Source organism: Streptomyces curacoi (assembly GCF_001513975.1).
GTDB lineage: Bacteria > Actinomycetota > Actinomycetes > Streptomycetales > Streptomycetaceae > Streptomyces > Streptomyces curacoi.
The window spans coordinates 113,774-129,141 of record NZ_KQ947996.1 but is presented as its reverse complement, the minus strand read 5'-3'; the positions used below and the strand labels follow the sequence as shown (position 1 = coordinate 129,141).

Sequence of the window (15,368 nt, the reverse complement as noted above, 5' to 3'; positions counted from 1 at the left end):
CAGCCGCTCATCCGGACCGGGATGCCAATCGTCATTGACGACGACCTGCTCTTCGAGGACGCCCTTGGAGCGCCTCGCCCTGCCGTGTATGCCAACCGGTGGCTGAGGGAGCTTCCCCTCGAAGGAGCTTCAGCCGTTCGTACGTGGGAGAACAACGCCGGCTGCCTGTGCGAGTGGATGACATTCCTCAAAGTCCGTGGTGTCCATCCGCTGGGCGACCGCCAAGAACTCCGCGCCGCCTTGAGCATGTACGCCGAGCACCGCTTCAACGGGCCCTTGAAGCAGCGGTGGGATCACACCACCTGGAACCTGCACATCGGGATCCTGTCGAGATTCTATCGGTGGGCTCAGAGCGAGGGCCTATGTACGGCGGTCCCGTTCAGTTACCGCGCGGGCAAGCGGATCGCGGATGGCGTGCTGGTCGACGTACAGATCAACCTGGCACGACAGCGGCAGCCCCGGCCGCACACGACGATCAAGTACCTCGAGGAGGACTTCGCCGACCTCTTCGTGCACGCGCTCGCCGGGCTGGGGCCGGACGGCGAGCCGGACCGTCGGTATCGCCGACCGCGCGAAGGGGCACGAAATGCCGCGATGGCGAAGAGCGTGCTGTCCAGCGGGCTGCGCAAGCAGGAGTTCACCTACCTCACGATCTACGAGGTGCCGCCGCTGCCCGCCCGTCCGACCACTCTGCCCGTGCTCTTCCCGCTGGGCCATGCACTGACCAAGGGGCAGAAGGCCCGGACGTCCTGGATCCACTACGGGGCGCTCGCCGAGATGCATCAGTACATCGACTTGGACCGTGCCGCCTCGGCGGAAGGGTTCCGATGGCGGCCGCCCGCACGGTTGGGCACTCCTCTGCTGGTCGAGGTTCCCGACTGGGAGGGCGCCCATCTGAACGGGGAACGCAGATCATGGCGGCAGCTGCGGCCCGCGGAGCGGCTGTGCCTGGTCACCCCGGAAGGCCAATCGCCCCTGGTGGGCCTGCAGTCCACGGGAAAACCCTTCGTGGACTGGTCAACCGTGTTCCGTCGAACATCGGTGAGGATCCGCGAACGGTACGAGCCCCGCTTCCCCACCACAGCCTCGCACCGGCTCAGGCACACGATGGCCATGGCCACCCTCGAGCAGCTGATCAAGGGGTTCTACCGGCAAGCCGCCGCCCTGGTCGCGGACACCGGCGACGACGCGGCCATGGCCCTCTACCTGATCAAGTCCGACCCGATGCTGGTGCTGCGTGACCTGCTCGGACATCAGAGCGCCCTGTCGACGGAGCTCTACATCGCGCGCCTGGACGTCACTCGGCTCTACCGAAACGCCTACCAGGACGCACTGGCCCGCCGGACCCCCGCTGCCGCGGCCGAAGCAGACGCCGAGTTCGACGACGAGGAGGATGCCCGGTGACCGCGACCGTCATCGATGCCCCGCTGGCTGTCCAGTTCATGCTGCGCAACGGCCGTTCCTGGACGGCGGACTTGGAGGGACTGCCCAACCCGCACCTCGCCCGTGACCTTGCGGTCGGTCTGGCGGAGAACGCACATCCGCATGGAGGCATCGGAGCGCGGAACACGGCCAACTTCTACGCGATCTCGCTGCGGCAGATGGTGATCTCCCTGGCCGCTTCCGGGTTCGACGGCCCCGCCTGCGAGCTCACCCGCGGCACCCTGATTCAGTTCTGGCTGACCACGTCATACGACCGCGAGGTCCAGACACGGATGCTGCTCAAGGGCTTCGACACCGTCACCGGTGCGCTGCGCCCCGAGGTCCGCGAGTACATCGCCGGCAACCCGATCCAAAAAGAGAAGGCAACGCGTCCGCACCGGGCGTACACGGACGCGGAGTGGTCGCGTCTGGAGGAAGCGTGCAAGTCGGTCGTGCACAGCAGCCGTGCTCGCCACAAGGAGGCTCTGGCCTTGGCCGAGTTGGGCGCCGAACCCCGGATCGGTGGGCGCATCACAGAGGCTGACATCGCATGGCTCATGCGGCGCGAGGGCCCGATGGCCTACAACCCGGACTTCGTGGAGCGCGTGGGAGGCGGGAAGTGGAACCGCCCGCCAGCCGGCTGGTGCAGCAGGTGCGCGATGGCCTCTTCCCCAGCATGCACACGCTGATCGCCTACCAGACGCTCTTCGGCATGTACTGCGGCATCGTGCCGGACGGCATCGACGGGCTGGGGCTCGATGACCTCGAGTGGGCCGGCGACACGACGATCCTGCTCAGCTACGTCAAGGGACGGGCGGCGAAGGAGAGCTTGAACCTGCCCAAGCGGGCGGTGCGGCTGCTGGAGCAGTGGCTGGAGCATTCCGCCCCCTTGAGGGTCTTCGCCGACGACGAGCTGCGCGAGTCGCTGTGGATCGCGCAGGACCCGCTCACCGGTTCCCGGGTTACGGGCCCGCCTGCTACGGGTAAGCCCCGCCAGACCTTCGTCAAGGAGGTCGCGCTGACGGACGACCTGGGGACGCCCTTCACGATTCACCGCGGCCGGATCCGCGCGACGTACGAGGAGCAGCTGGCCCGGCGTGGCTGGACCGGGCGCGCCACGATCGACCCGAATCACACCCCGCGCACCGAAGGCGATCACTACGTGATACCGACGACTCCCGCCCAGCTCGACGCGGTGGAGTCGATCATCGAGGACGGTCAGGCGGACCTCCTGCGCAAGGCGCTGGCACCGGTGGTCCTGACCAGCGAGCAAGCGGCCACGTTCGTGGAGGGCTTCCCCGGTGAGGTCGAGCGCCTGGGCCTGGACACCGCGTCGATCGCCGCGCTCGTGGGCGGCGAGCGGGATGTCTTCACCGCCGCATGCGCCGATCAGCTGGCCGGTCTCCACGGGCCCGCCGGCAAGCCGTGCCCGGCCCGGCCCTGGGTGTGCCTGCTGTGCCCGCTCGCGGTGTTCATGCCGCGGCACATCGGCAATCTGCTCCGGCTGGAGTCGTTCTTCCTGCGCCAGTTCCGCCAGATGCCCACCGAGCACTTCGTGCGGGCCTTCGGTCCGTACGCCGACCGCCTCAGCTCCGAGATCCTGCCCAAATTCACCGCGGACGCACGATCCAGAGCCGCCCGCGAAGTCGCCGACGACGACACGGAACTGCCGCTGCGTCCGGAGGAGATGTCATGATGCGCCGCCCCTCGCCGTCAGGTCCCATCCAGCGCCGGGCCGAGTCGGCCTTCGCCGGCGTGGAGGTCTGCGAGCTGGCCGGCCTGCAGCTCGCCGCCGGGGCACAGCGGAGCATTTTCGACGAGGACCTGTGGATCCTGACGGGACTCACCCAACGCCACCGCACCATCCAGGACTGGGAACTGGCATGGGATTTCGCCGAGATCCTGAACCCCGCGTGGCGCGTGGTGACGAAAGAGATCGTCCTGGCCGTCCTCGCGCCACGCTTCGAGGCCGTCCTGAAGTGTCCACTGGCCGGACGCAGGGTCCGCAGTCCGCGGACGGCCAACCGGATCCGGGTGCAGCTCACCTCATGGTTCAACTGGCTGACCGGGACCGGGATCCAGACGCTGGAGGAGGTGACCCAGACGTTGTGCGAGCAGTACTTGGAGGAGCGGTCCTGGAGTGTGCCGGAACCGAACAAACCGCAACGGCGGCTGGCCCCGGACACGCTGACGGAGATCGTCCGCTGCATGAAGCTGGTCCCGCTGTACAGCGAGCTCTTGTCCACTGACAGGCACCGTCCCGGGTTCACCCCTTGGCCGGGCAGGACCGCGGCTTCGGTCGTCGGGGCCGAGAGCGGGCGGGCGAACCGCGTCCCGCCCATGCCCGACCACGTCCTGCAGCCCCTGCTGGCGACGTGCCTGTATCTGGTCAACGACGTCGGCCCGCACCTGGCGGACCTGCTCGACGAATTGCGCGTCGATGCGGCCGCCGCGGCGAGCCTGCCCCGCTTCACCGTCGACCGCCTTCCGGCCATGCGGGACGTCCTGGTGCAGATGCGGGCGGCGCACGAGCCGTTGCCCGCGATCTCGGCCCAGAAGGGAGCGGTGGTCGAGGAGCAGGACGAGCGCGGACCTCTCAGGTATCTGGCGGCCAGCCGCCTCGGCCGCAGGATCGGGGTGCGGGAGCTCAGCCGCTCCGAGCCGTACCAGCGCCTCAAAGAGGATCCCGTTCTGCTTGAACTCGCCGTAGAGGTCGGCTTCGCCGGCGCGTGGGCCCGCAACGCCGCCCCGATCCCCCGGGCAGACACCAAGGAACCGGTGCCCTGGACGAGGCCGCTGGCCGACGGAGACGTGGAAATCATGGCGGGCTACGTGGTCACCGCCTGCCTCGTGCTGACGTGCGCCCTCAGCGGGATGCGGACCAGCGAACTGGCCGAGATCGCGGTCGGGGGCCGCTCCAGCAAACGGCCGACTCAAAGCGCCGGGAAACGGTTCCGGTTGGCCAGCAGGGTGATCAAGTGGAAGCCGTTCGGCGGGATGCCGGACGAGTGGGTGGTCATCGAGGAAGTCGATCGCGCCGTCGCGCTGGCCGAGCGTCTAGTCGGCCGCCCTGTTGGCGACCCCCTGTTCGGCTCGATCATGATCGGTGCTCGGCTGGACAACTTACGGAACTGGCTGGAGAGGTCCGGCAATCGCGAGCGGTGGGGCCTGCCACTCATACCTCCGGGCCCGGTCAACGCCCGCATGCTCAGGCGCACGCTGGCGCAGACCATTGCCAAGCGGCCGGGCGGCCTGCTCGCCGCGAAGATTGCGCTCAAGCACATCTCCGTCGCCACCACGGAGGGCTATGCCGCGCGTCCGGGCGGATCGCAGCGGCTGTTCCTCACCGAGATCGAGGAGGCCGAGGAAGAGCATCATGTCCAGCTCACCGTGCAGGCGTTCCGCGACGTCCAAGCCGGCCGCCTGCCCGCCGGTCCCGGAGCTCGGAGCGTGATCGAAGCCTTCGCCCACGTGGATGCCGAACTCACCGAAGCCGCACGGTCCGACCCCAAGGTCCTCAACGACGACGCCCACCTGGAGAGCCTGCTGCGCAAGCAGGCCCAGACCCTGCACGTCGGGCCGGCCAACTTCTGCTGGTTCCGTGACCCGTCCAAGGCCCTGTGCCTCCGTCTCGCCGGGACTCCGGACGCGACGAAGCCGCTGGTGGGCATGTGCGACTCGGCGCGCTGCCCGCAGGCCACGCACCACCCCTGCCACCGGCCAGTGTGGGCGGGGCAAGCCGCCTCGCTCACGGTATTCATCGAGAACCCGCGGGTGCCGCGCGGCGAGCGGCAGCGGCTGATCCCCGAGCGCGAGCGGGCCCTGCGCGTGGTTGCCGACCTCGATGCCGCCATATCGGAAGGGACGGCGTGACGTGCCGCGGCTGAACGCTCAGGACAAGGCCAGCAACGAAGCGGCCGTACGGGCCGCCATGGAACAGATCCTGCAGGGAAATCTCCCGCCCGGAGCCAAGGCCGACTTGAAGACGCTGGCCCAGCTTTCGGGCGTGACCCGCACCGGCTTCTACGCGAAACGCAACCGTGACGGCACGAGCCGACCCGGCGCCTACCAGCACCTGGCCGAGGAGTTCACGGGCCGCCTCCAGGCACTGCAGGACGCCGGGGAGATCGTCGACCCTCGCGCCGCGCAGCTCGAGCGCCTCAAGAAGCAGAACGCCGAGCTGACGGACCGGGTTGCCCGTCGGGACGCTGAGGTAGCGAAGCTGACCGAGTTCCGGACCCTGGCGATCTCGCGGTTGGCTGCCCAGTACGACGAGATCGAAAGGCTGCGCTCGATGCTGACACAGCAGGCCGAGGCGGCTGACGTCGTCACCCGCCTCTCGTTGCGGGCCAAGGACGCACCGCCCGGTTCGTGCAGCTCGGACTCAGGCGACATCCCTGACGGGGGTCCCTGAAGAAGCAGGATGGGGGGTGCGGGGCCAGGCCCGCGGGGTCAGGTGGTGCTGCAGGTAATGTCGGTCGTTGGGCGGGCCGCCGGCATCTTGGCCGGGGCGGCATCGGTGGCTGCGGCGTAGCAGTGGTGGACGCGTTGGAGCTCGGTGGCGAGTTCGATGTCGCGGTGGGGTGGGCGAGGCGGAAGTCGGCCCGCTCCCGTCGTACTTGCCTCCTTCGGGAGGACCGCCGATTGTCAGCAGCCTCCTGACACGTCACGGCTCAATGGAGGGTGACACCGGTGTATCGAGCCAGCGTATCGACGAGTTCTTCCTGGAATGCCTCGTCCTGTGTGGCCGGGGCCGGCTGCTGTTGCGCTTGGTGGAACCAGTACCGTCCGGTGACGTGGGCCTCGGAGGCGTTGCTTGCAGCGAGCCATGCCTGGGTGACGTGACCGAGGCGGAGGTCGTCGTTGGCCGCTGCGCCGCCCATGCGGGTGGGCACCCACCCCGGGTCGACAGCGTTAGTGAACACGTCCGGCCATGTGCGGGCGATGAAGAGTGCCAGCGCCGTGACCAGTAGCTTGCTGTCGGAGTAGGAGTGCGTCCTGCGTGCGCCCGACCAGTCCACGTCGGTGAGGTCCGGCTGCCCGCCGCGGTGCATTCCGCTGCTGATGTACACGAGGCGTGCCGGCGGCTCGATGAGCGCGGTCAGCATGTACGGCGCAACCACGTTGACCGGGAGAAGCGATGCGCCGTGCTCGACTCCCGCGTTGTGGATCACCGCGTCCATCCTGCCCAGACGGTTCACGCCGTCGGCGACAGCCCGGACCTCGTCCAGCCGCGCCAGGTCGCCGACGACGACGTGGGCTCCCTTGGCGGCGAGGTCGTCGAGCGCGTCGGCGCGCCGGTCGTTTCGGGCGTGCAGGACGAGCTCGTGGCCGTCCGCGATGAGGTCCTCGGCCGCATTGCGGCCGAGCCCTTCCACGGAGCCGGTGATGAAGATGCGGGGCATGGGCGTTCCCTCCTACTGGTGTGTGAATCGATGTCGTAGCCGGGATATCGCTCAGAGTGTGAGGTTGCCGCGGGATACAAGGGATCAGGGGGAGGTGTGGGCTCATGCTGCCGTTTTGCCGTCCGCAAGGCACTCGGCCCCAGTGGTGAACCCCCTCGACCCGAGGCGGCGCTACCAGGACGAGAAGCTTGGCGCACGGGCCGGAGCCGGAGTCAGCGCTCGGTGCCGGGCTGCGCGGGGGCGTCCTGCTCCTGGGTGGCGGCCCAGCTCGCCAGGAGCTTGAGGGCGTCGGCGCCCGGAGTGCCCGGGTCGGCGCTGTAGACGGTGAGGGTGAGTCCTCCCTCGCCGGACAGATCGAGGGACTCGTGAACGAGCTCCATGTCGCCGACCGCCGGGTGGTGGAAGCGTTTGGTGCCTTCGGTGAAGACGTGGACGTCGTGGGTGCCCCACATGGTGCGGAAGGCGTCGCTGCGGGTGGACAGCTCGCCGATCAGGTTCGACAGCTCGCGGTCGTAGGGGTCCTTGGCGACGGCGACCCGCAGAGCGCCGACCCCGTCGCGGGCCACACGTTCCCATTCGGGGTACAGGCGGGTGGCGCGCGGGTCGAGAAAGACGTAGCGGGCGTTGTTGGCGGGGGTCTGTTCGAGGGCCTCGTGGTGCAGGGCGCGCGCGAGGGGGTTGACCGCCAGGATGTCCAGGCGGTTGTTGCGCACATAGGCCGGCTGGTCGTGCAGCCCGTCGATGAGGCGCAGCACGCTGGGTCGCACGGTGGGTGTCTTGGGGCGGCGGCGTGTGCGGGGTGGGCCCGCGTTGGCCGCGCGGGCCAGGACGTGGAGGTGATCGCGTTCGGTGTCGTCCAGGCGTAGGGCCTTCGCCAGGGCGTCCAGGACGCTGTCGGAGACGCCGCCGAGGTTTCCGCGTTCCAAGCGCGTGTAGTACTCGACGCTGACCCCAGCGAGCATCGCGACCTCGCCGCGGCGCAGCCCGGGCACCCGCCGCTGCCCGTACACCGGCAGTCCCGCCTGCTCGGGGGTGATCTTGGCGCGGCGCGATGTGAGGAATGCGCTGACTTCGTCCCGGTTGTCCATGCATCCAGCGTAGGAAACCGAAGGGGCTGGTGGGGGTCCCTGCCAGTACCCCTCACAGCGTGAACTCCCTCGCGCCGATGAAGGATGGCTCTCTTGTCATTGCACCGAATGTGCAGGTTCGAGCTCTGCACCGCAGCGCCTCGCAACGAGGCGCGCCCCAATGAATCAAGGAGCAAACGAATGATCTCCCGCGAAGACCGCCGCGAGGCCGAGGACCAGATCGCCCGCCTGATCTACACCTACTGTCACCGGCTCGACGGCGCCGACCTCGAAGGCGCGGCGTCGCTGTTCGAGAACGCCAGGTGGCAGCTGTCCCCGGAAGTCGTCTGCCACGGCAAGGCCGAGCACCTTGCCGCCCTGGAAGAGCCCATCATCGTGTACGGCGACAAGCTGGGCACCCGCCACATGGTCGCCAACCTCATCACCGATGTCGCCGACGACGGCCTGACCGCGCACAGCATGTCCTACGTGATCAGCTTCCAGGTCGTAGAGGGCTTCCCCCTCCAGCCCATCTTCCAGGGCCGCTACGAGGACACCTTCGCCCTCACCGACGGCACGTGGCACTTCACCTCCCGGACGGTTCACGCCGACGGGGCCGGAGACATGAGCCACCACCACAAGAGCGCCTGAAGCGACCCGCTCGCAGCGGCACCGCCGGGCAACCCCACTCGTGGACCGGCGGTGGCGCTCCCACCTCCGTCCTGGGCCTGAAAGCTCCGTCGCTCGCCGGTGCCGTCATCACCCTGACGGCCCAGCCGACGCGGGGTATGCCGGCCGCCTCGTGGCACAGACCGGGCACGCGGCGCTGTCCATGGATGCAGATGAGGCGCGCCGAGACGGCCTGGGGGGCCCTGTCAGTACCTCTCACGGCAGTGACTCCCACGCGTGTATGACCTGCGGTTTCCTCGATAGCGAGGGCAGTCCGCGGATGCTCCGGAGCGGATTTCGGAAGCCGCTGCGGCTGCCGGGCGGTCCGCCCTCGACGAGAGCGGGATCTGCCCGATACGTGTTCACGCCGTAATAAGGAGTCACCTCATGGCCAAGATGTCCGCGCCCAGGGAGCTGGCCCAGATCGCGCCGAAGCTGGTCGAGGTCACCGACAACGTGCTCTTCGACGACATCTGGGAGCGTCCCGGTCTGTCCCAGCGCGACCGGAGCCTCGTCACCGTGAGCGTGCTGGCCGCGCTGTACCGCAGCGAGCAGCTTCCCTACCACCTGGGCAAGGCCCTGGAGAACGGGCTGAGCGTCGAGGAGCTGTCCAAGGCGATCACGCACCTGGCGTTCTACGCGGGCTGGCCCAATGGCATGACCGCGATGAACCAGCTCAAGAAGATCGCCGACCAGCAGTCCTCAGCCTGACCACCCCTCGGCGGTGGTGACCCGGCGTGATCGCCCCCGGTCGTCGACATGTTCGAAGACCGGCCCGAGGCCGACCGACATCACGAAGCAGCAGCCCATCAAGCCGTGGGCCGGGTCGAGAAGTCGGCAGCGGCCTGGGGTCGTGCAGTCCCCACCCATCGAAGGCGACTGCACCAGCCACTGAACACCCGCAACACCCGCCCTCTCCTGGGTGCGGACCGAGAGCGACAAGGAGATCGAGATGCACACACGCACGTTGGGCCAAGGGCTTGAGGTGTCGGCCATCGGTCTGGGTGCCATGGGCATGTCCCAGGCGTACGGCCCCAACCCGGGCAGCCGCGACGACATGATCGGGGTGCTGCGCGGCGCCGTCGAGAGGGGTGTCACCTTCTTCGACACCGCCGAGGTCTACGGGCCCTACGTCAACGAGGAGTTGGTGGGCGAGGCGCTGGCCCCCGTGCGGGACCAGGTCGTCATCGCGACGAAGTTCGGCATGCGCATCGAGGACGGCGCGATCGGCGGCGTCGACAGCCGGCCGGAGCAGATCCGGCGCGTCGCCGACGCCTCGCTGCGCCGCCTGCGCACCGACACCATCGATCTCTTCTACCAGCACCGTGTGGACCCCGACGTTCCGGTCGAGGAGGTCGCCGGGGCGGTGGGTGAGCTCGTGAAGGCCGGCAAGGTACGCCACTTCGGTCTGTCGGAGGCCGCGGCGGGCACGATCCGCCGCGCCCACGCCGTGCATCCGGTCACCGCGGTGCAGAGCGAGTACTCGCTGTGGACGCGCGATCCCGAGCCGGAGGTGCTGCCGACACTGGCTGAACTCGGCATCGGCTTCGTGCCGTTCAGCCCGCTCGGCAAGGGCTTCCTCACCGGCACCGTGAACGCAGCCACCGCCTTCACCGAAGGGGACGTCCGGAATACGATCCCGCGCTTCAGCGAGGACAACCGGACGGCCAACCAGGCGTTGGTCGACCACGTCGCCGCCCTGGCCCGGGCCAAGGACGCCACCCCGGGGCAGATCGCTCTTGCCTGGCTCCTCGCGCAGCAGCCGTGGATCGTTCCCATTCCCGGAACCCGCCGCATCGAGCGTGTCGAGGAGAACACCGGGGCGACCCGAGTCGGCCTTTCTGCCGATGAGTTGGCGGATCTCGATGCGTTGGCCTCGCGCGTCGGCGTGCAGGGCGACCGCTACAACGAGATGCACATGGGCCTGGTGGGCAAGTAGGCCCGCGTCGACAGGGCCTCTGTCCGCCCAGGGGAAGGGCCCTGTCGGCACCTGGAACATGTGTGCCGTCCCGGGGTGGGCCGCGCAGGCGGCCGGTACACCCGCGACCTGCGCTGACACCTCGCGCACACGGTCCATCCGTGATCCCGAAGTCTGTCCAGGCGCACCGCGCCGCGGACAACTTCGACGTCGTCGACTTCCCACTGGCGGCCGACGAGGCCATCGCGCTCGACAGCAAAGTACGCGGCGGCGGCCTCGCCCCCGATGTCGCCGAGGGCTCGGTCAGCTGATCGCCGCCCCTCAAGCAGCACCCAAGAAGACCCCGCAGGAGTCATTCCCATGCCAAAGCGTTTCACCCCCTACGCCGCAGCGGCCATCGTGACGGCGACCGTCCTCGTCTCGGCTCCGTCCGCTTCCGCCGCCGGTCACACCCCGCGGCCGGTCGTCACCCAGGTGAAGACCGTGGCGGAGTTCGACTTCGCCGCCGGCGACGCACCGGAGAACATCACCGTCAACCCGGACAACTCCGTGACGCTCTCCATGCTGGGAGCCGTAGCGGAGAAGGCGCCGAGGCTGGTGAAGGTCACACCGTCCGGGCACCGCACCGTCCTCGCCACCGGACATGAGGGGGATCGGATCACCGGTAACACGCGCGGCAGTGACGGCACCGTCTACTACAACGTGTGGTCCGACGACGCTGCCCGCTCCGGTGTGTGGAAGCTGCCGGTAGGCGGCAGCCCCCAGCGGCTGGCCGCACTGCCCACCGACGGGCTGCCCAACGGCCTGGCCCTCAACCCGGTCGGCCGGACCCTGTATGTCGCCGACAGCCTTAACAGCACCATCTGGGCCGTACCCGCCTCGGGCGGCCAGGCGAAAGCCTGGCTGACCGACCCGGCTCTCGCCCCCACGCCGGACGCCTCCCTGAAGCTGGGCGTGAACGGCCTGCGCATCCACAACGGCGCCATCTGGGTCAGCAACTTCAACAAGGCGACGCTGTCCAAGGTCCCGGTCACCGCCGACGGCACCCCCGGCCGGATCAACACCGTGACCAACAAGCTCACCAGCGTCGACGACTTCGCCTTCCTCAACGAGCACTCTGACGTGGTGTTCGCCGCGCGGCACGAGCCGACCGCCCAGATCACCGTGGTCTACCCCAACGGCACCACCAAGACCGCACTGACCGCCAAGGACGGACTCGCCTCGCCCACCTCCGCCGCGGTGAAGGGAAACCGGCTGTACATCACCAACGCCGGCCTCAACGCACCCCACGACTCCCGCCTCCAGCGCGGGACTCTCAACCCCAGCCAGCTGCTCACCCACTCGGGCCCGCAGCACCGCTGAACCGCCGGCCCCAGCTGTGCGGGGGCCAGGCCCCACAAGGCCGCCACCGCGATGTTTCCCCCCTCGCCATGAGGAACTGCCATCCGGCCGCGCCACCGCACCATTGCCCCGCCAGCATGCGACAGAAGGACGTACCGACCGTGTCCCAGAACATCCCCAACGTCACGCTGAAAAACGGCGTCCAGATGCCGATCCTCGGCTTCGGCGTCTTCCAGGTTCCGGCCGAGGAGACCGAGCGGACCGTCACCGAGGCGCTCGCCGCCGGCTACCGCCACATCGACACCGCCCAGGGCTACCAGAACGAGGAGGCCGTCGGCCGCGTCATCACCAAGAGCGGCATCCCCCGGGACGAGCTGTTCATCACCACCAAGCTGTGGATCCAGGACGCCGGCGAGGAGCGGACCAAGCGCGCCTTCGACACCTCGCTGCGCAAGCTCGGACTCGACCACCTCGACCTGTACCTGATCCACCAGCCCTTCGGCGACATCTACGGCTCCTGGCGGGCCATGCAGGACCTCTACCGGCAGGGCGCGATCCGCGCCATCGGTGTCTCCAACTTTCTCCCCGACCGGCTGATCGACCTCATCGACCACAACGAGATCACCCCGGCGGTCAACCAGATCGAGACTCACCCGTTCTACCAGCGGACCCTCGACCAGGAGATCATGGACAAGCGCGGGGTGCGGCTCGAATCCTGGGGCCCGCTCGGACAAGGACGCGACGACCTCTTCACCAACCCCGTGCTGAGCGGCATCGCCAGCGCGCACGGCAAGACCGTCGCCCAAACCGTCCTGCGCTGGCTCGTCCAGCGGAACATCATGGTCATCCCCAAGTCCGCCCGCCCCGAGCGGATGGCCGAGAATCTGGACATCTTCGACTTCACACTCTCGTCGGAGGAGATGGCCCGGATCGCCACCCTGGACACCGGCGCCAGCAGTGTCGTCGACTACCACGACCCCGACACCGTCGCCTGGATGGGCAAGCGCCGCTTCGACTGACCGCCGCGGCGCTCGGCGCGCCGCGTCTTGTCCCTCCTGCCCGAGCGCGGCGAGTCATCGCCTGTTCGGTGAACTCGTTGCGGGACAAACGGCCGACACCAGACGGCACAACCGGGCCCAGCCCGCCGCGTTTCGCGCAACCAGCGTGACGCGGAAGGCTGGCTCGATGACATGGGCTCCGCCTCGTACCGGGGTACGGCTCCGTTCCGTCTTCGGCTGGGCGTCGCCAGCACCAACAGCAAGGTCAACGCCGAAGATCGGACGCACCCCATGATCTGCACACGCCTTCGCAAACCGCACGGTGTCGCGATCGGTCAGCGCGAACCACTCGATGCCCCGCTCGGGAGCCCACCGAGCCATGCATCGGGATGCATGGCTCCGTAGCACGCCGAAAGCCGGAGGCTACGTGGAGGTGCATGAGTCGCCCCGTCTCCGGCCAGTCCTGGCGCGAGCGCCTCTCCGATGCTGGCGACCGTGCTTCGGCTCTGGGGCTCTGGGCCCGACCGGGTGACGTCCGACGACCTAACGCAAGCGTGACCTCCGTCACGCGGAAGCGATCGAAAGCGACTTCTTGCCCCTTGACACGACCTCGTGCGCGGAGCCAACGGCCCGCCTGTAATGCGACAGGAAGGCGGGGGACACGGTCAGTGCCGCGACTCAAGCGGGCATGCCGCCGGCGACCGGGCCCGGGCGGAAGAGCGAGATTTCGGCGATGACGTCCTGCCTATGGCGCGGTTGAAGCCGGGCGATGAGGTCCTGCTGGCCGGACGGCTCGATCTGGAAGCAGCCCAACACGTTGCCGCGGCGGATCAGGTCGAAGGTGTCGGGGTCGGCGAGGTCGACGTGGTCGGGGCTGTCCAGGTCGAGCTGGCGCCCGGTGGTGTGGCGGATCTCGGCGACGGCGTGCGCCATCGCCGACTGCATCCGTACGCCCAGCACGTCGAGCTTGAGCAGACCGAGGTCCTCGACGTCGTCCTTGTCGGCCTGCACCATCGGGTAGGCGCCGTCCGGGGTGGGCTGCACGGGCAGCCGGTCCAGCAGGGAGGCGTCGGAGAGGATCACGCCGCACGGGTGCATGGCGTACCCGTGCGGCAGCGCGTCCAGCCCCGCCGCCAGCTCCCACAAGCGCCCGAACCGCTCTGCCTCGGATGCGAGTTGCCGCAGTTCGGGCAGCTCGGCGACAGCGTTCGGGATGTCCCGCGCGAAGATGCGGAAAGGACTTGGCGATCCGGTCCACCGTCTGCGGCTCGATGCCGAGTGCAAGCCCGGTGTGACGCAGGGCCTGTCGGGCCCGGTAGGTCTCTGGCATGAGGGAGTGGTTGACCATGGATCCGGCGCCGGAGCCGCGGGCAGCGACCCGGATACCCATCGCGCGGACATCGGCGACGACCTGGGCGACAGCCAGGAAGTACGCCTCGTACCCGAGCCGGCCGATGACGCCCAGCTCGTACTCCAGCTGCTGGGTGGCGCGCGGGTCGGCGTCCAGGCCGCGGGCGACCATGCCGGCCTCGCACCGCTGCCGCAACAGCCGCATCCCGTCCCCGGCCTCGCGGCCTGCGCCCACCACCTGAGGTTCCTGCCGTTCGGCAGCCCGGACTGAGCTGTCGGCGAGCTGGTCGGGGCGGACGACGTGACGGTTACGCAGCCAGGTCTCCAGCCGCTTGGCGCCGATTCGGCGGATGGCCGCTGGAGTTTGGTAGCCGGTCAGCAACGTGAGTGGGCCAGTGTTGGTCAGATCCAACGCCCGTTCCAGGCCGGGGAGAACGCCGGTGAGCTGGGCTCGCAAGCGGTTGATTGTGCGGGTGCGGTCGGCGACAGGTCCATGCGCCGATCCGTGAGGATCTTGAGGTCGGTGACGGTGTCGTCGCCGGTGCGTAAAGCGGTGCAGGTCGCGAGGGACACGGGCCTGGTCGGCAATGACGGCGGCATCCTTGGCGTCGGTCTTGCCTTCGCCGCGGTAGCTCTCGGAGGCCCGGTGGATGGCCCGGCCGGAGATGTAGTGCACCGGCTGGTCGTGGTGGTGGAGGATCGCGATGACCAGCGTGGCTCCGCCGTCGGCAAGATCAATGTCCCAGGTCACATCGTCGCCTAAAGCCAGGACGTCAGCGAGGAGTTCGAGCAGCTCGGTCTCGTCGTTGGCGACGCGACGTGACAGCAGCCGACGGCCGCTCTCATCGATCGCGACGCAGTGGTGATGGGTCTTGCCTGCGTCGATGCCGGCCCAGATCGCGGCCATGTCGTGCCTCCGTGCAGTGTGCTGATGGCACTTCCCACGGACGACCTCGCTGTCGATTCCCTACCGAGCGATCATTCGCAATTCCTAATTGGCAGCCGAGTCGTCGTGGGGCGTCGGACGGCCAATCGATGGAAGCCACAAGCGGCAGAACTTTGAAAGCCACACCCGACGCCCCTGGGTGGGTGAACCATACGAAGGGCTCAGAAGCTGTTGTCTTTCCGAGCTTGAGGACTGCGATTTCGCTGGTCAGGAGTAGAGATGGGGGCAGCGTGGGAGTGGTGGCTTGTCGTG

General features: G+C 68.7%; 13 protein-coding genes and 3 pseudogenes. 11 read left to right on the top strand and 5 right to left on the bottom strand.

Annotated elements, in window-relative coordinates; genetic code table 11:
* Positions 1-177 precede the first annotated feature (177 nt).
* From AQI70_RS34075 to AQI70_RS34055, 5 genes are read left to right on the top strand one after another with little or no spacing between them, the layout of a single operon-like run.
* Positions 178-1,404 (top strand): site-specific integrase, encoded by a 1,227-nt coding sequence (locus tag AQI70_RS34075; RefSeq protein WP_244181951.1) that lies wholly within the window; start codon positions 178-180, stop codon positions 1,402-1,404.
* A complete protein-coding gene (locus AQI70_RS38085) occupies positions 1,401-2,111 on the top strand; it encodes a hypothetical protein (protein ID WP_062156306.1) in 711 nt (236 codons plus the stop codon). Before AQI70_RS34075 ends, AQI70_RS38085 begins: the two co-directional genes overlap by 4 nt.
* Positions 2,042-3,118 carry a hypothetical protein gene (locus AQI70_RS38080; RefSeq protein ID WP_062156305.1) on the top strand — a complete coding sequence of 359 codons (1,077 nt, stop codon included), beginning with the start codon at positions 2,042-2,044 and terminating at the stop codon, positions 3,116-3,118. The genes AQI70_RS38085 and AQI70_RS38080 overlap by 70 nt, the downstream gene beginning before the upstream one ends.
* Positions 3,115-5,295 (top strand): hypothetical protein, encoded by a 2,181-nt coding sequence (locus tag AQI70_RS34060; protein WP_063801649.1) that lies wholly within the window; start codon positions 3,115-3,117, stop codon positions 5,293-5,295. The genes AQI70_RS38080 and AQI70_RS34060 overlap by 4 nt, the downstream gene beginning before the upstream one ends.
* Before the next feature lies 1 nt (position 5,296).
* Positions 5,297-5,836: a hypothetical protein gene (locus AQI70_RS34055; protein ID WP_062156303.1), complete on the top strand. Its 540-nt coding sequence runs from the start codon at positions 5,297-5,299 to the stop codon at positions 5,834-5,836.
* Positions 5,837-6,095: 259 nt separating this feature from the next.
* Here the strand turns inward: AQI70_RS34055 and AQI70_RS34050 are convergent, their stop codons facing one another.
* A complete protein-coding gene (locus tag AQI70_RS34050; RefSeq protein WP_062156302.1) occupies positions 6,096-6,827 on the bottom strand; it encodes an SDR family NAD(P)-dependent oxidoreductase in 732 nt (243 codons plus the stop codon).
* A gap of 212 nt (positions 6,828-7,039) precedes the next feature.
* Positions 7,040-7,915 (bottom strand): helix-turn-helix transcriptional regulator, encoded by an 876-nt coding sequence (locus AQI70_RS34045; protein WP_062156301.1) that lies wholly within the window; start codon positions 7,913-7,915, stop codon positions 7,040-7,042.
* Between the two features lie 180 nt (positions 7,916-8,095).
* Between AQI70_RS34045 and AQI70_RS34040 the strand changes: the two genes are divergently transcribed.
* The 6 genes from AQI70_RS34040 to AQI70_RS34020 all read left to right on the top strand — a co-directional run bounded on the left by AQI70_RS34040 (position 8,096) and on the right by AQI70_RS34020 (position 12,841).
* Positions 8,096-8,545, top strand: a complete 450-nt coding sequence (locus tag AQI70_RS34040; RefSeq protein WP_062156300.1) for a nuclear transport factor 2 family protein — start codon at positions 8,096-8,098, stop codon at positions 8,543-8,545.
* Between the two features lie 405 nt (positions 8,546-8,950).
* Positions 8,951-9,274 (top strand): carboxymuconolactone decarboxylase family protein, encoded by a 324-nt coding sequence (locus tag AQI70_RS34035; RefSeq protein WP_062156299.1) that lies wholly within the window; start codon positions 8,951-8,953, stop codon positions 9,272-9,274.
* 241 nt (positions 9,275-9,515) lie between these two features.
* Positions 9,516-10,502, top strand: a complete 987-nt coding sequence (locus AQI70_RS34030; RefSeq protein WP_062156357.1) for an aldo/keto reductase — start codon at positions 9,516-9,518, stop codon at positions 10,500-10,502.
* Positions 10,503-10,642: 140 nt separating this feature from the next.
* A complete protein-coding gene (locus AQI70_RS38075) occupies positions 10,643-10,792 on the top strand; it encodes a hypothetical protein (protein WP_167358933.1) in 150 nt (49 codons plus the stop codon).
* A gap of 49 nt (positions 10,793-10,841) precedes the next feature.
* A complete protein-coding gene (locus AQI70_RS34025; protein WP_062156298.1) occupies positions 10,842-11,843 on the top strand; it encodes an SMP-30/gluconolactonase/LRE family protein in 1,002 nt (333 codons plus the stop codon).
* Between the two features lie 152 nt (positions 11,844-11,995).
* Entirely contained in the window at positions 11,996-12,841 is an 846-nt protein-coding gene (locus tag AQI70_RS34020) for an aldo/keto reductase (RefSeq protein ID WP_107117148.1), read from the top strand.
* 90 nt (positions 12,842-12,931) lie between these two features.
* Here the strand turns inward: AQI70_RS34020 and AQI70_RS38855 are convergent.
* The 3 pseudogenes from AQI70_RS38855 to AQI70_RS40975 all read right to left on the bottom strand — a co-directional run.
* A pseudogene (locus tag AQI70_RS38855) lies at positions 12,932-13,259 on the bottom strand (PHP domain-containing protein); the annotation flags it as partial.
* Between the two features lie 242 nt (positions 13,260-13,501).
* Positions 13,502-14,636, bottom strand: a pseudogene (locus tag AQI70_RS38070) (DNA polymerase III subunit alpha); the annotation flags it as partial.
* 21 nt (positions 14,637-14,657) lie between these two features.
* A pseudogene (locus AQI70_RS40975) lies at positions 14,658-15,077 on the bottom strand (IS110 family transposase); the annotation flags it as partial.
* Between the last annotated feature and the right edge of the window lie 291 nt (positions 15,078-15,368).

Bases quoted from the DNA above. Each gene is read 5' to 3' on its own strand.
- AQI70_RS34075 (WP_244181951.1), top strand. From the start codon at position 178: ATGACATTCCTCAAAGTCCGTGGTGTCCATCCGCTGGGCGACCGCCAA.
- AQI70_RS34060 (WP_063801649.1), top strand. From the start codon at position 3,115: ATGATGCGCCGCCCCTCGCCGTCAGGTCCCATCCAGCGCCGGGCCGAG.
- AQI70_RS34050 (WP_062156302.1), bottom strand. From the start codon at position 6,827: ATGCCCCGCATCTTCATCACCGGCTCCGTGGAAGGGCTCGGCCGCAAT.
- AQI70_RS34045 (WP_062156301.1), bottom strand. From the start codon at position 7,915: ATGGACAACCGGGACGAAGTCAGCGCATTCCTCACATCGCGCCGCGCC.
- AQI70_RS34040 (WP_062156300.1), top strand. From the start codon at position 8,096: ATGATCTCCCGCGAAGACCGCCGCGAGGCCGAGGACCAGATCGCCCGC.
- AQI70_RS34035 (WP_062156299.1), top strand. From the start codon at position 8,951: ATGGCCAAGATGTCCGCGCCCAGGGAGCTGGCCCAGATCGCGCCGAAG.
- AQI70_RS34030 (WP_062156357.1), top strand. From the start codon at position 9,516: ATGCACACACGCACGTTGGGCCAAGGGCTTGAGGTGTCGGCCATCGGT.
- AQI70_RS34025 (WP_062156298.1), top strand. From the start codon at position 10,842: ATGCCAAAGCGTTTCACCCCCTACGCCGCAGCGGCCATCGTGACGGCG.